Origin of the sequence: Kribbella sp. NPDC051587 (genome assembly GCF_044453945.1) — a bacterium.
GTDB lineage: Bacteria > Actinomycetota > Actinomycetes > Propionibacteriales > Kribbellaceae > Kribbella.
The window spans coordinates 1-15,657 of record NZ_JBITDE010000016.1; the positions used below are offsets into that span (position 1 = coordinate 1).

Sequence of the window (15,657 nt, forward strand, 5' to 3'; positions counted from 1 at the left end):
TCACCTCACGCTCCCGCACGTCCAACCGTTTCCCCGGCATCACTACCTCCAGTCATCACACCAGATCATGTGCAACAACCGGATGAGGCCAAGGCGCCGACGGTGGCTGGTGGGTGCGCAAAGCCGCCGTCCCCAACGACTTTGAGCACGAACCAACCATTCGCGCGGTGGAATCGTGGTTGATGGGTGCACAACGCCGGGCGCCCGGTCCACCTACCGGAACGGCCAGGCCGGGCTGGGTTGGGAGCGGAACCGACCGGAATCGACCAGCAGATGTCCCCAGCCCCGGGCCACCACTGGTGTCCGGAGACAGGAGGGCGGGGCCGGAGACGGTGTGTAACCGGTCTCCGGCGGTCAAAAGGTGTCTCGGCTCACCAGCCGCGTTCGCGCCATTCGGCTAGGTGGGGGCGTTCGGTGCCGAGGGTGGTGTCGGCGCCGTGGCCGGGGTAGACCCAGGTCTCGTCGGGGAGGGTGCCGAAGAGTTTGGTGTCGACGTCGTTGAGGAGGGACTCGAAGCGTTTCGGGTCCTTCTCGGTGTTGCCGACGCCACCGGGGAAGAGACAGTCGCCGGTGAAGACGTGCGGGGCGCCGTCGGGGTCGTCGTACACGAGGGCGATCGAGCCGGGGGTGTGGCCGACCAGGTGGATGACGCGCAGGCGGCAGTCGCCGACGGCGATCTGGTCGCCCTCGTCGGCGAGCTGGTCGGTCGGTACGTCGATGCCTTCGGCGTCGAAGCGGCCGGCGACGGTGGTGGCGCCGGTCTTGGCGACGACCTCGGCGAGCGCCTGCCAGTGGTCGCCGTGGCGGTGGGTGGTGACGATGCGGGCCAGGCCCCCGTCGCCGATCAGGGTGAGCAGCGTGGCCGCGTCGTTGGCGGCGTCGATCAGCACCTGCTCGTCGGTCTGCCGGCAGCGCAGCAGGTAGGCGTTGTTGTTCATCGGGCCGACCGCGACCTTGGTGATCATCAGCCTGGCCAGTTCGTGGGTCTGTGCGGGTCCGCCGACCTCGACGTTTCCGTGGTACTCCGGCATGCGAGCTGCTCCCTGGAATCTAGGTGGGTACCTGATCCTCGCACCTGGGCGGATTTGCGCGACAGTACCGATTTGCGCGGGACCCCGGTTCCGATCGAATATACTTTCGAAACGGTTGCTCCGCTCGGCAGCTTGGAAGTTTTTGTCGGTGGGCCTCGTTAGCATCACGGGGCATGCCCCGGTCAACCCCCGAGAACGTCTGAGAGTGAGCTTGTGTCTGACCGTCTGATCGTGCGCGGAGCACGTGAGCACAACCTGAAGGACGTCTCGGTCGACCTGCCCCGGGACGCGATGATCGTCTTCACCGGGCTGTCCGGCTCGGGCAAGTCCAGCCTGGCCTTCGACACGATCTTCGCCGAGGGCCAGCGGCGCTACGTCGAGTCGCTGTCGGCGTACGCGCGGCAGTTCCTCGGCCAGATGGACAAACCCGACGTCGACTTCATCGAGGGTTTGTCGCCGGCCGTCTCGATCGACCAGAAGTCGACCTCGCGCAACCCGCGCTCGACGGTCGGCACGATCACCGAGGTCTACGACTACCTGCGGCTGCTGTTCGCCCGCGCGGGCCGGCCGCACTGCCCCGAGTGTGGCGAGGCGATCGCGCGGCAGACCCCGCAGCAGATCGTCGACCGCGTCCTGGAGCTCGACGACGGGACCCGTTTCCAGGTGCTGGCCCCGGTCGTTCGCGGCCGCAAGGGCGAGTATCTCGACCTCTTCCGCCAGCTCAGTGGCCAGGGTTTCTCCCGGGCCCGGGTCGACGGCGAGATCATCCAGCTCACCGAGCCGCCGAAGCTCGACAAGCAGAAGAAGCACACCATCGAGGTGGTCGTCGACCGGCTCGCGGTGAAGAGCTCGGCCAAGCAGCGGCTGACCGACTCGGTCGAGACCGCGCTGAACCTGGCCAGCGGTCTGCTCCTGCTCGACTTCGTCGACCTCCCGGAGAAGGACCCGGGCCGGGAGCGCCGATTCTCCGAGAAGCTCGCCTGCCCGAACGATCATCCGCTGGCGATCGACGAGCTGGAACCACGGTCGTTCTCGTTCAACTCGCCGTACGGCGCCTGCCCGGCCTGCTCCGGTCTCGGCACCCGGATGGAGGTCGACCCGGACCTGCTCGTCCCCGACCCGGAGAAGTCACTCGACGAGGGCGCGATCCAGCCCTGGTCCGGCGCGAACGTCTCGCAGTACTTCGAGCGGCTGCTCGGGGCGCTGGCCAAGGATCTCAAGATCAAGACCAGTACGCCGTTCGCCGAGCTGCCCGCGAAGGCGAAGAAGTCGCTGCTCACCGGCCACGACAAGCAGGTGCACGTCTCCTACCAGAACCGCTACGGCCGCGAGCGGTCCTACTACACGACCTTCGAAGGCGTCATCCCGTATGTCGAGCGCCGGCACGCCGAGGCGTCCAGCGACACCAGCCGGGACCGCTTCGAGGAGTACATGCGCGAGGTCCCGTGCCTGGCCTGCAACGGCGCCCGGCTGAAGCCGATCTCGCTGGCGGTCACCCTGGGCGGGAAGAACATCGCCGAGATCAGCGCGATGTCGATCGACGAGGTGCACGACTTCCTGCGAGGGATGGAGCTGTCGCCGCGCGAGAAGCAGATCGCCGAGCGGGTCGTGAAGGAGATCGGCGAGCGGCTGCGGTTCCTGCTCGACGTCGGACTGGACTATCTCGCGCTGAGCCGGCCGGCGGGTTCGCTGTCCGGTGGTGAGGCGCAGCGGATCCGGCTCGCCACCCAGATCGGTTCCGGCCTGGTCGGCGTGCTGTATGTGCTGGACGAGCCGTCGATCGGTCTGCACCAGCGCGACAACCGGCGCCTGATCGACACCCTGGTGCGGCTCAAGGACCTGGGCAACACCCTGATCGTCGTCGAGCACGACGAGGACACCATCGACCACGCCGACTGGGTCGTCGACATCGGCCCGGGCGCGGGTGAACACGGCGGCCAGGTGGTCGTCTCGGGCACGGTCGAGGACCTGCGCAACCACCCCGACTCGATCACCGGTGCCTACATCTCCGGCCGCAAGGAGATCCCGATCCCCGCGGTCCGCCGGCCGCTCACCGAAGGCCGAGAGCTCACGGTGTACGGCGCCCGGCAGAACAACCTGCAGGACATCGACGTGACCATCCCGCTCGGGGTGTTCGTCGCGGTCACCGGTGTCTCCGGTTCGGGGAAGTCGACGCTGGTCAACGACATCCTGTACACGTCCCTGGCCCGACAGATCTACGGCGCCCGCACGGTGCCCGGCCGGCACACGAAGATCTCCGGCATGGACCAGGTCGACAAGGTCATCCACGTCGACCAGTCACCGATCGGTCGGACCCCGCGGTCGAACCCGGCGACGTACACGGGTGTCTGGGACCACGTCCGCAAGCTGTTCGCGGAGACGCCGGAGGCGAAGGTCCGCGGCTACCTGCAGGGCCGGTTCTCGTTCAACGTCAAGGGCGGCCGCTGCGAGGCGTGCTCCGGTGACGGCACGCTGAAGATCGAGATGAACTTCCTGCCGGACGTCTACGTTCCCTGCGAGGTCTGTCACGGCGCGCGGTACAACCGCGAGACACTCGAGGTGCACTACAAGGGCAAGACGGTCGCCGACGTCCTGGACATGCCGATCGAGGAGGCGGCGGAGTTCTTCGCCGCGATCCCGGCGATCGCCCGGCACCTGACCACCCTGGTCGAGGTCGGCCTCGGCTACGTCCGGCTCGGCCAGCCGGCCCCGACGCTGTCCGGTGGTGAGGCCCAGCGCGTGAAGCTGGCCTCCGAGCTGCAGCGGCGCTCGACCGGCCGCACGGTCTACGTGCTCGACGAGCCGACCACCGGTCTGCACTTCGAGGACATCCGCAAACTGCTCGGCGTTCTCGGCGGGCTGGTCGACAAGGGCAACTCGGTGCTGGTCATCGAGCACAACCTCGACGTGATCAAGACCGCCGACTGGATCATCGACCTCGGACCGGACGGCGGCCGTCGCGGCGGCACGCTGGTAGGGGAGGGGACGCCGGAGGAGATCGCCGCGAACCCGGCGTCGTACACGGGTGAGTTCCTACGCGAGATCCTCGAAGGCCGCGCGGCCAAGCCGAGCGCCAAGGTGCTGGCCGCCGAAGCCAAGGCCCTGCCCGCGAAGAAGACGGCCGCGAAGAAGAGTGTGGCTCCGGCGAAGAAGGCTGTCGCAGCCAAGAAGACAGCGCCGGCCAGGAAGACCACAGCCACCGCGGCGAAGAAGAGCACCGTCAAGAAGACAGTCGCGAAGAAGGCACCGGCCCGGAAACGGGCCGCCGGATAACGCGCGGTGCTTGACCGAGGCAACCAATTCCGCCGGACCGGCAGCGCGGGTCGGTGACCGGACCTTTCGATCTGCACGGAAAGGTCCGTGCGGGTGAGCGGCGGTGCGCCGGTGACCCGTTGCTCCGACTATCGTTGCGGTCGCGGCGCAACCATGACTTTTCGGAGGAGAGACCGTGAGCGGACAACGCTGGGACATGGGCCAGGACACCCTGAGCCAGTTGGCGAAGAAGACCACGAGTGGAACCCAGGATCTCGGTGGCCTGGTGAAGCAGCTGGTCGCCGCTGCCCAGCCCCTGGAAGGCAAGATGAACGGCGCCGGAAAGCAGATGTTCGACGGCTTCAAGTCACAGGTCGACGGCATCGCCGGCGCCCTGAACGCGGGACTGGCCGCGATCAACGAAGGCCAGTCCGGGATGGACGCCGCCTTCCGCGGTGGTGACAGCGAGATGGCCGACACGGCGAAGAAGAACCAGGGCTCGGCAGACTTCAACGCCGCCAAGTTCGGTAAGCGCTGAGAGAGGGACTGACGATGGCAAACCGCAACAGCTACGACACCGGCGCTTCGGGCGAGGTGCAGTCGACGATCAACAACCTCGCCGGTCAGATCTCCAGCCTGATCGCCGCCCACCGCCAGAACGTCACGGCAGCCCTGTCGGACGCGTCGGCCAGCGGCGTGACCGAGAACTACCGCGCCGTCGAGGACCGCTTCAACAAGGCGGCCGACCAGACGCTCGCGATCATCAAGACCCTCAAGGACACGATGGCGCAGAACGACTCGACCGCCGCCGCGACCCTGAAGAAGGCATCGTCGGCCGTCGACGGCATCGGCGGCTGACCTTCGCGTCCGCCGGCTCCGGGTATCTCGCTGCGAGCTGCCCGGATCTGTCGTCGGCCGGTGCTCCGGCAGACCTGAGGAGTGACTGAGTGGACTGGAACATCGATGTCGAGGCCTCGAGCAAGGTCCTCACCGACACCGGCAAGGCGGCCGAGCCGTTCGACGGCCTGGCCAAGGACTACGGCACCCGGCTGCAGACCATCGCCGATGGCATGAAGTACGACGTCTTCACGGTCGTCGCGGCCGCGGTCGGCGAGTACGCGCAGCACTGGTCGCCGACCATCGAGGCCGCGGCCAAGCAGATCGGCGCGTCGCTGACCGGCGCCCAGAACGCCATCAAGGCCTACATGGACGGCCAGAACGAAATGGCTATGAACGCCCAGCAGATGGCCGGCCGCAACGAGATGCCGGCGGTGCCCGGCGTCAACGCGGGCGGAAGGAACCGAGCCGTATGAGCGAGCAGGAATCAGCGCTGGCACCGGACGACGTGGCCCAGGCCGGCCGGGTCCGGCTGGCCGAGTGGCTGACCGCCGCGGCGCCGGGCCCCGACCTGGGGACGACGGTCGAGGACCTCGCCACCTGGCCGGCGTACCAGGCCGAGGAGTTCCTGGTGTTCGTGCCGCCCGGCTTCACCAACCGGATGTTCCTCCTGGGCGATCACGGCATCACGTCGTTCGCCCCGAGTGAGCAGACCCTGGCGCAGGCGATGGACGCGGCTCGCTCGCAGTCCTGACGCCCGGTACGGCGCTCTGAGATCGCCGTCGCCGGAGTGGAACGCCTTACCCGTAACAGAACGTCGTACCCGAAGTTGTTCGTCGACCCCACGTGTGACCGAGGACTGAGCTGACATGATCCAACCCGAAGGCATCCCGATCGCGGAGCTGGACAAAGTGGTCTCTGCCCTCGACCACAACGTGCCCGGGCTCGGCGGCCTCGGCCAAGGGTTCACCGACGTCGGCAACAACGTCCACAACACCTTCCACCACCTCGGCGACCACTACCAGGCGCCCGAGCGTGAGGTGCTGATCAACTCGACGTGGCGGGTACAGAAGAACCTCACCGAGTTCGGGCCCAGCCTGCCGAAGATGTCGGTACACCTGGAGCATCTGGCCGGCGAGGTGCGCGGCAAGCTCGGCTTCCTCAAGGGCATCCGCGACGAGGCCTACGAATGGCATCGCCGCAAGAACGGCAACCCTGAGTGGCAGAACGACCAGGACATGATCGACGACAACAACCGGATGGTTGAGGACGTCACCCGGGTCATGACCAAGGAGCTGCCGGAGCTCTGCTTCAACACGGCCAACGAGATCGTCAAGCTGCACGGCGGTAAGCCGTGGGACCCCAAGACCGGGGCCAAGGAAGGCGAGAAGGTCGAGGAGAAGAAGGACGACGGCGACCCGCCGCCGCCCGCCTGGGGTACGCCGGAGGAGCGGGACCGGCCGCTCTGGCAGGACATCGCGATGGCTCCGGTCGACTTCGTGGTCGGTGTCGCGACGGTGGTCGGAGAGACCGTCCAGGGGATCCTGACGCTGATCCCGGTGTTGCCGCTGCTGAGCATGATCGGGCCGCTCAAGGACTGGGCGAAGAACACCCTGCACTGGGACATGCCGACCTGGGACGATGCGGGGAAGGCCTGGGTCGGTCTCGGCACCATGGTCGGGCAGATAGTGACAGCGCCTTACCAACTTGCGTGGTGGGGCTTCGACAAGCTCACCGGCCTGGACACCCGGCCCGACGCGGTCAAGGCGTGGGGCGAGACCGGTCTCACCATGGGCGAAGGCATGCTCAAGGGCTTCGTCGCCTGGGATGAATGGTCGAAGAACCCGGCCAAGGCGTTCGGTATGGCGCTCACCAACGTCGTCGCGACCGTGGCGAGTGGTGGAAGCGCGGGCGCGGTGAAGACGGCCGCGATGGCAGGCAAGTTCGGCGCCGCGAGTCTCGCGGTGTCGAAGGTCGCCGGGATCGCCGAGAAGCTCCAGCTCGCCCGGATCGCCGCCCACGACGGCGCACTCGGCCTGGTGACGAAGATCCCGAAGGTCGGCGACGTCGTCACCGGGCTCTCGAAGATCCCGATCGTCGGTGAGACGTTCAAGATGCAGGGCGTGCCGAAGGTCGACGTACCGTCGGTCGACACGCCGCACGTGGGCGACACCTCAGGCCCCACGACGGCCGGCAGCCACACGCCGTCGGTGGACACGCCCCACGTGGACACACCGCACGTCGATACACCGCACCTGGACACGCCATCGGTGCACACACCGTCGGTGGATACGCCGCACGTGGACACACCGTCGGCGCACACGCCAAGCGTCGACGCTCCGGCCACCCACGCCGACCCGTCGGCTCCGGCGACGCACCCGGACTCTGTTCCTACGCACGCCGATCCGTCGGCACCGGCTCCCCACACGGACCCGGTCCCGTCGACGCCGGCCGCGCATTCGGACCCGATGACCTCCACCCCGGGTTCACACGCCGACCCGGGCACGCCGCAAACGCCTGGAACCCAGCCGACCAGCACCCCAGGCTCCACGAACACGCCTGGAACTACGAACACGCCGAGCCCGACTCACACGCCTGGGACTACGAATACGCCGAGCCCGACCCACACGCCTGGTTCGACGAACACGCCTGGGACCACGAATACGCCGAGCCCGACCCACACGCCTGGTTCGACGAACACGCCCGGGACTACGAACACGCCGAGCCCGACCCACACCCCGGGTTCGACGAACACGCCTGGGACCACGAACACTCCGGGCGCTGTGAACACGCCTGGGACGCACACTCCGGCTGCGACGCACACTCCTGGTGGGCAGACGACGCCGAAGCTGGACTCGCTCGACACCACGCCGGGTCACACACCAAGCTCGACGCACACGCCGAGCATCCACACGCCCGACGTGCACACACCGGCGGGTACGCACACGCCGACGACGCCGGACGTGCCGCACACTCCGACCGGCACGCACACGCCCGGGACCAGCACGCCTAACCCGACGCACACCCCGGATGCGCCGACGCAGACTCACACGCCAGACGCCCCGGCTGCGACCCACACGCCGGACGCCCCGGCGGCGCGGGCGGGCGACCCTGTCGTCGCGCCACCGCCAGTGCAGGCCGGCATGCCCGGTCATGCCGGCACTGGTGGACCGCACTCGCCTGACGCGCCCCGCACGCCGGGTGGCTCGCGTACGCCGGACGCACCCCGTACGCCGGATGCGCCGCGCACTCCCGAAACTCCGCGCACCCCGGGCCGTACGCCGGATGCGGACGCACCGCGCACCCGTGGTGACTACGACCAGCCGAACGCGCCACGCCATGCAGACGGCGACCCGAACGCTCCCCGCCGTACGCCGGATGAGCCGACCGCGCCGAGGCAGACGATCGGTGAGCGGCTCGACGGCAAGGAGCCCACGATCGGGCAGCGCCTGGAGCCCGACGGCCCCGTCCGTCCGACCCCGCGTCAGTCCATCGCCGACCGCCTGGACGGCAAGGAACCGACCATCGCCGAACGCCTCGACGGCGTCGAACCAGTCGGCTCCCGCACCCCCCACACACCCGACGGCACACACACCCCGGACGGCACACACACCCCGGACGGCACCCGTACGCCGGACGGGACGCACACGCCTGATGGGACTCGGACGCCGGACGGCACCCGTACACCGGGCGGAACGCGCACGCCGGACGGCAGCCGTACGCCGGACGGCACTCGGGCTCCTGATGGGACTCGGACGCCTGACGGCACCCGTGCGCCCGATGGCACGCGGACCCCGGATGGCACTCGCGCACCTGATGGCACGCACACGCCGGACGGCACTCGGACGCCGGACGGTACGCGCACGCCGGACGGCACCCGTACGCCCGACGGCACGCGGACCCCTGATGGCACGCGCACGCCTGATGGTGCTCGGACGCCGGACGGGCAGCCGGTGCGGGCTCGGGGCGAGGACCCGTTGTATCCGACGGGGGACCGGCGGCACGAGGGCCGGGAGGCGCCGGACTATCGCGATCCGTCGCGGACCGGCGAGACCGCCGGGCGGCCCGATCCGGACGGGAACCGGCCGCCGTGGCACGACCCGAACCACCGGGAGCCGGAGCCGCACTTCGACCCGAACGACCCGAAGAACAAGCCGTTCGACCACGACCCGAAGAACCCGCAGCAGACCCCGACGCTGTGGGACCGGCGCGACCCGGCACACGATCCGGCCGCCGTACGGCGCGACCCGCAGCACCCCGACGGCGGCAACGACCCGCACTGGGACAACCCGCTGAACCGTCAGCGCGAGATCGACGCGATGAAGCCGGACTACCTGCGCCCGGAACCGGGCAAGCCCCGGACCCAGATCGATCCCGACCGGTTCGTGCACCCCGACCCGCGGGACCCCCGTCGCGGCGAGCTGCGCGACGCGGTCGGCGACCCGCCGCACCGCAACCCCGAGAACTGGGTCGACAAGATCAACCCGGACCACCAGCGCAGTCCGCAGTACCAGATGAACTGCGCCGAGGTTTCGCGGCAGGCCGCGGACATCCTCAACGGTGGTACGCCGGAGCTCGCCGCCGGCCGGAAGCTGGCCAACGGCGAGGATCCCGAGGGCACCCTCGAGTGGATGGACCTGGAGAACTTCCCGCCCGAGAACCAGATGCGGGCCGATCCGTCGCGCCCGGCGGAGGAGTTCACCAACGCTGCCTACAAGCGCCTGCACGACGCGCTGTCCGGCCGCACGCCGGGTACGCACGCGAACGTGTTCGTGACCTGGAAGTCGCACATGCCCGGCATCCCCGGTGGTGGGCACGTGCTGAACGCGTTCGTGGACGAGGCGGGCAACGTCAAGTTCCTCGACGCGCAGCCGACCGGCGGCATGATCAAGGACGCGTTCCCGCCCGGCCACACCGGCCCGCATCCCGCGAACCCGTACGCCGGTGACATCACGTCGATCCAGTTCGCGGTTCGTGAGCCGGGTGGACGCTGGGAGGGCCCGCGCCGCCCGTCGGACATGCCGCCCGCGTCGCAGATGTCGCACCTGCGCCCGTCGACGTTCCGTGGCAACGAGGTTCCGGATCTCGCCGGCGTCAACACCCCGGACCTCCACCTCCCACCGGTCGGCGCGCACGCCCCAGGCAGGTTTGGATCCGGTGGCGACACACCAAACACCGGCCAGCCCTCCATCGCCGACCGCCTGGACGGTCTCGACCGCCCATCGCCCGGTCGCCACGCCGCCGACGCGCCGCACACCCCAGACGTAGACACGCCCACCGGCCACACGCCAGAAGCCGGTACGTCGGGTACTCACGCGCCCGGTGGACACACGCCGGACACGCATGCTCCCGACGGCCACGCGCCGGACACCTCTGGGCCCGACAGACACACGCCGAACGACGCCCATGCGCCCGACGGCCGCACGCCAGACGCCGACGCACCGAACACCCAGCCGACGCCTGCCCACAACACCGGCCAGTCGTCGATCTCCGACCGCCTCGACGGCCTGGACCGTCCATCGCCCGGCCGCCACACCACCGACCCGCACACCCCCGAAGCCCAAGCGCCCGGCACTCACACGCCGGACACGCATGTGCCGGATGGGCGTACGCCGGACACGCGTGTGCCAGGTGGGCGTGCGCCGGAGACGCACGTGCCCGATGGACACACGTCGGACACGCACACCCCAGACGGCCACACGGCCGACGGACACGCGCCTGACACGCACACGCCGGACGGGCGTACGCCTGACGCGCACACGCCCGACACGCACGCTCCGGACCCGCACCTGCCGGGTGAGCGGACGCCGGACACGCGGGTGCCGGATGGACATGCGCCGGAGGCTCACACTCCGGGCGAGCATGCACCCGATACGCAGCATGCACCTGACACGCATGCGCCTGACGGACGTACGCCGGGCACGCATGTGCCAGCTGGACACGGGCCTGCGGGGCATACGCCTGGCTCGCATGTGCCGGAGGCTCACGCGCCTGGCGGGCATACGCCGGATACGCACGCGCCGGATGATGGTCCGTTCCGGGGGTCTGAGCTGGGTGAGGCCGGGTTCCGGGCTTCGGATGCGGATGTTGCCGCGTTGCGTGCCGAGGGTGAGATCCACCCGGGCAAGCTGGCGGAGATCCGGCAGCGCGGTCGTGAGCAGATGGGCGACCAGTTCGACGAGCTGTCGGCCACCGAGATCACGTCGCTCGAGCGGATGCTCATCGGTCACGACCACCAGGATGTGAACGACGCCTACCGCGCCGGCGACACGTCGGTGGAGCGGAAGCCGGTGGTTCGGGTCGCCGCGTCGACGCTGAAGAAGCTGCCCGATTTCCAGGGCGAGATCCACCGCGGTATCAGCTTCCGTTCGGCGGACGACCTGGAGAAATTCCTCAACCGGTACCAGCCGGGCCGGACGGCGACGGAGCCCGCGTTCACGCACTCCGCCAAGAAGCAGAACGGTGCGGACGACTTCAGCGGTGGCCAGTACGACGCCGGCCGCGTCGTACTGCACATCGACGCGCGGCACGGTAAGGACTTGTCGTTCATGCGGGATCCCGCGATCGGGATCGACGAGGTCATGCACGGACCGCACACGCCGTTCTATCCGACGAAGCTCGAACTGGACCCGGAGACCGGGGTCTGGCATGTGCACGTCCGCGACCACGGTGGTCCGGTCGAGCTGCCGCCGGGCCACACACCGGAGCCGATCGTGGTGGACCGGCCGCAGACGAACTCGTACTGGTCAGACCCGGCGACCCACCGGCAGAACCCGGCGAACGCTGGTCTGCCGCAGGAGCCGTTCCGTCCCGACTACGGTCCGCCACCGGGGTACCCGGTCCATAACCCCGGTCCGGCGACGCACCCGACTCCCGACTACGGTCCGCCGCCGGGCTACGGCCCGCAGCACCCGGGCAACCAGTTCGGTCCGGCCGGACACCACCCGGACCAGCACCCGCAAGGCCAGTACGGCCCCACGGGTGAGCCGGCCTGGGGCCCGAACCGGCCCCAGGAGTTCCCGCAACAACCCCACAACCCGCAGCAGCCTGGCTATGACCCGCGGCAGCCGCACGATCCGCGGAACCCGCAGCCCGGTTATGACCCGCGGCGGCAGGATCCGTACAACCAGCCCGGCCAGCCGCATGACCCGCGGCAGCCGCAGCAGCCGGGGTTTGACCCGCGCAGACAGGATCCCTACAACCAGCCCGGGCAGCCGCATGACCCGCAGCAGCCTGGCTACGATCCGCGGCGGCAGGACCCGTACAACCAGCCTGGGCAGCCGCATGACCCGCGGCGGCCGCAGCAGCCGGGGTTTGACCCGCGCAGACAGGATCCCTACAACCAGCCCGGACAGCCGCATAATCCGCAGCAGCCTGGCTATAACCCGCGGCAGCCGCATGATCCGCGGAGCCCGCAGCCCGGTTATGACCCGCGGCGGCAGGATCCGTACAACCAGCCTGGGCAGCCGCAGCAGCCGGGGTATGACCCGCGCCAGCCGGATCCGTACAACCAGCCGGGACGACCGGGTGAGCCTGGCTTCGGGCCGCGCGGGCCGGAGCAGTTCCCGCAGCACCCGGGGCAACGGCCGGGGGAGCCGGGCTATGACCCGCGCAATCCGCAGCAGCCCGGGTATGACCCGCGACAGCCGCACGATCCGTGGCAGCCGCAGCCGGGACACGCCCCGCGCCAGCCGGACCCGTACAACCAGCCTGGGCAGCCGCACACCCCGCAGCAGCCTGGCTACGACCCACGCAATCCGCAGCACGGGTACGACCCGCGGCAGCCGCAGCCTGGCTACGGACCGCAGGCACGCAACACGCCCGACGGACCCTCGTACGGCGGTCAGCCACACAACCAACCGCCCTACGGCGGTCAGCCGCATCACGGCGACCAGCCGTCGTACGGCGGTCAACCGCAGCATGGGGAGCAGCCGTCGTACGGCGGTCAACCGCAGCATGGGGAGCAGCCGTCGTACGGCGGTCAGCCGCAGCATGGGGAGCAGCCTTCGTACGGCGGTCAGCCGCAGCACGGCGATCAGCCGTCGTACGGTGGTCAGCCGCCGCATGGGGAGCACGTGGCACCGGACACTGTGGTGGGGTCGGGTACCGGGGCGAACTCGGCGTACCCCGTGCGGTCGCCGAAGGTGAACGAGTTCGTGTCGAACGAGGACCCGCACCTGGAGCCGCTGTACCGGCGGATCCGGGAGGCGAGCGACGACGTGCCGAAGGTCGCGGACGAGCTCGACCTGCACGACTTCGACGACGCGAAGCTCGCGGAGATCGAGGAGGTCGTCGACGTCGCGAAGCGGAACATGTTCGTGAACAAGCACGACGTGGCGGTCGGTCCGGGGGACATCCGGCGCGGCAACTTCTCCCCGCTCGACGGTATCGGCGAGATGTGGAAGAAGGCGATGGACGGGCGGCCGCTGGACCGCTTCGAGCGCAGCTACCTGCGGTCGATCGTCGCCCACGAGTACGTGGAAGCGAAGCTGCTCGAACTGGGACAGCCGTACAAGCTGGCCGATCCGAAGATGTGGGACGCGGACGGGGTGTACCAGGGCGGGAGCCGGCCGGGGCCGCACGAGCTGGCGCCGTCGGCCGGTGAAGGCGGTGAGGTGGATCTGCTGAACAGCTGGGACCAGTACGGGCTGACCTCGCCGATTCCGCGGCCGTTCAAGTCTGGGACCATGTCGAAGGCCGATCTGGATGCGATCGTGCAGGCTGCGAAGGAGCAAATGGGATGGTGACCGACACGGCCGCCGCGGAGGCGATGGTCGAACGGCTGCTCGCCGTGAAGTGGGACGGCGACATGGCGTTCGCGCGCCGGCAGTCCCGGGCCCGGTTGGCCCGGGAGTTCCTCCGGCGTACGGCGCAGTGGGCGGCGACCGTCGGTGCCGAGCCGGGCTGGCCGGTCAACGACCTGGCCGGCGCCCTGGACCCGTCGCTCGCGATCGACCCGGAGCTGCTCAACCGGCTCGCACCGGACGACACATCCAGCGACCCGTATCCGGTCCCGCCGGCTCTGGGCGCGGCGATCGTGCGCTGGGCGGCCCTCGGTGACCTACCCCGGCAGCAGTTCCCGCAGTTGCAGGATCCCTACGAGCCGATCCTCGAGATGTTCGCTCGCGGCGGCGCGTTCAAGCGCGCTCCCGGCGAGCTGGACCTGGGCTTCATCTCCATCCAGGTGCGGACGGTCGCCGATCGGGCTGCATTGGAGCCGTTGCCGATCGATGCGGCGTCGCTGGACGCGCTGGATCAGGAGAGCTGAGTGTCGGGCACCTATGGAACACAGGTCATCGAGTCCGTCGCGGTACGGCGGCGGCGGTTGCGCGAGGCTTGGTTGTTCGGGGCCGAGCGGGCCAAGAACACGCTGAACGAGCAGACCGGCAGAATCCTCGCCAGCGTGATGATCGCAGCGCTGGCGTGCGCGGGCTGTGCGGGCGTGGCCTACTTCAAATCCGCACAGGCCAAGGAGAACCAGCAGCAACAGACCCCGAGCGGGCCCGTTAACCCTTCCCCGACGAAGTAGCTACCGCCCGAACAGGTGGCGGAACCACGTCCGCCGCGGTTGTGGCTTGAGGGCGGCCGGCAGTACGGCGGCCGGGGGAGTGGCGAGCGTCACGGGGACCTGCACCATGAGGTCGCCCTGCAGCCAAAAAACGTCTGGTGAGCACTGGTCGGGCGCGCCGCGGTAGCTGTCCGCGACCCAGGCGGCCAAGGCGTCGGCGCGTGCCTGACCTGCGTCCGCCGGGCAGTACGCGACCGTGCTCAACCGCGGTACGCCGATCAGCACGCCGGCGCCGATCGATGCCTGCGGCAACAGGTTGTCCCGGTCCACGACCGCCATCGACACCAGCGGATCGCCGTCGCGGCGCAGGACCGAGATCCCGTTCTGTTCCGTGGGCACCAGGTCCGCGATCTCTTGCAGGCTCAACTGCACCGGCGACGGTACGTCGGGATCTCCCAGCCCGAGCATGGATCGCCGGACGACGGTGAGCCGTCGCAGCTCGGTTCCGGTCTTGATGAACACGACGACCTCGAAGTGGTCCCCGAACGGAATCAGGGCATCCGCGACCGGGCCCGCGGTCCGCGCCGACCAGCCGCGCTGGACGAGCAAAGCACGCTGGCGCTCGGCGACATCGCCGTACCGGTGTTCGTCGGTGGCGAGCTCACCCTCCGCGACGACGGCGCGCAGCCAGGCCTCGATCTGCTCGGCCCAGCGCGCCTGTGGTAGCTGTAGGCAACGATCGACGATCTCGCCGACGCTCACGACAGCAGACATCTGCAGCGCACCACGGCCCCAGCCGACCTCGACGGTGCGTTCGGCGGAGTCCACGACACAGCCCGGCAGCCAGATCGGCGCGAGCTCGGCGATCACGTCGACCACCGCTGAATCGTCCATGCCTGTCATCGGTTGACCTCACCCACCACTACAGTGTCTCGCACGTCCGTCGGTAAGAAGTAAGAGTCCCCCCGCGCACCGCGCGGCACGCCCAGCGGAGGAATACCTTAGTGGCAAGCCGGATCGTGCACCGCC

The 15,657-nt window shown here is 69.4% G+C and carries 10 protein-coding genes; 8 read left to right on the forward strand and 2 right to left on the reverse strand.

Translation table 11 applies throughout. The features are described from left to right. Positions 1-371: 371 nt before the first annotated feature. A complete protein-coding gene (locus tag ACIA49_RS36810; protein WP_396382906.1) occupies positions 372-1,031 on the reverse strand; it encodes an MBL fold metallo-hydrolase in 660 nt (219 codons plus the stop codon). 213 nt (positions 1,032-1,244) lie between these two features. On the opposite strand from ACIA49_RS36810, the gene uvrA reads away from it, so the two are divergent. The 8 genes from uvrA to ACIA49_RS36850 all read left to right on the forward strand — a co-directional run bounded on the left by uvrA (position 1,245) and on the right by ACIA49_RS36850 (position 14,649). Further along, positions 1,245-4,304 (forward strand): excinuclease ABC subunit UvrA, encoded by a 3,060-nt coding sequence (gene uvrA, locus ACIA49_RS36815; protein ID WP_396382907.1) that lies wholly within the window; start codon positions 1,245-1,247, stop codon positions 4,302-4,304. A 175-nt stretch (positions 4,305-4,479) separates the two neighbouring features. Continuing rightward, positions 4,480-4,821, forward strand: coding sequence for a hypothetical protein (locus tag ACIA49_RS36820; RefSeq protein ID WP_396382908.1), 342 nt, complete (start codon positions 4,480-4,482; stop codon positions 4,819-4,821). A 14-nt stretch (positions 4,822-4,835) separates the two neighbouring features. Continuing rightward, positions 4,836-5,141, forward strand: a complete 306-nt coding sequence (locus tag ACIA49_RS36825) for a pore-forming ESAT-6 family protein (RefSeq protein WP_396382909.1) — start codon at positions 4,836-4,838, stop codon at positions 5,139-5,141. An 89-nt stretch (positions 5,142-5,230) separates the two neighbouring features. Further along, positions 5,231-5,596: a DUF6507 family protein gene (locus ACIA49_RS36830; RefSeq protein WP_396382910.1), complete on the forward strand. Its 366-nt coding sequence runs from the start codon at positions 5,231-5,233 to the stop codon at positions 5,594-5,596. Continuing rightward, positions 5,593-5,874, forward strand: a complete 282-nt coding sequence (locus tag ACIA49_RS36835) for a hypothetical protein (protein ID WP_396382911.1) — start codon at positions 5,593-5,595, stop codon at positions 5,872-5,874. Before ACIA49_RS36830 ends, ACIA49_RS36835 begins: the two co-directional genes overlap by 4 nt. 115 nt (positions 5,875-5,989) lie before the next feature. Continuing rightward, positions 5,990-13,867, forward strand: coding sequence for a toxin glutamine deamidase domain-containing protein (locus ACIA49_RS36840; protein WP_396382912.1), 7,878 nt, complete (start codon positions 5,990-5,992; stop codon positions 13,865-13,867). Further along, the gene (locus tag ACIA49_RS36845; RefSeq protein ID WP_396382913.1) at positions 13,861-14,388 is read left to right on the forward strand and encodes a hypothetical protein; all 528 of its coding nucleotides are present in this window, start codon (positions 13,861-13,863) and stop codon (positions 14,386-14,388) included. Before ACIA49_RS36840 ends, ACIA49_RS36845 begins: the two co-directional genes overlap by 7 nt. Further along, positions 14,389-14,649, forward strand: a complete 261-nt coding sequence (locus ACIA49_RS36850) for a hypothetical protein (RefSeq protein WP_391544444.1) — start codon at positions 14,389-14,391, stop codon at positions 14,647-14,649. On the opposite strand, the gene ACIA49_RS36855 is transcribed toward ACIA49_RS36850, so the two are convergent. Continuing rightward, entirely contained in the window at positions 14,650-15,531 is an 882-nt protein-coding gene (locus ACIA49_RS36855) for a hypothetical protein (protein WP_396382914.1), read from the reverse strand. It lies immediately after the preceding gene. Positions 15,532-15,657 lie beyond the last annotated feature (126 nt).

Bases quoted from the DNA above. Each gene is read 5' to 3' on its own strand.
- ACIA49_RS36840 (WP_396382912.1), top strand. From the start codon at position 5,990: ATGATCCAACCCGAAGGCATCCCGATCGCGGAGCTGGACAAAGTGGTC.
- ACIA49_RS36825 (WP_396382909.1), top strand. From the start codon at position 4,836: ATGGCAAACCGCAACAGCTACGACACCGGCGCTTCGGGCGAGGTGCAG.
- ACIA49_RS36845 (WP_396382913.1), top strand. From the start codon at position 13,861: ATGGTGACCGACACGGCCGCCGCGGAGGCGATGGTCGAACGGCTGCTC.
- ACIA49_RS36855 (WP_396382914.1), bottom strand. From the start codon at position 15,531: ATGACAGGCATGGACGATTCAGCGGTGGTCGACGTGATCGCCGAGCTC.
- ACIA49_RS36810 (WP_396382906.1), bottom strand. From the start codon at position 1,031: ATGCCGGAGTACCACGGAAACGTCGAGGTCGGCGGACCCGCACAGACC.
- ACIA49_RS36835 (WP_396382911.1), top strand. From the start codon at position 5,593: ATGAGCGAGCAGGAATCAGCGCTGGCACCGGACGACGTGGCCCAGGCC.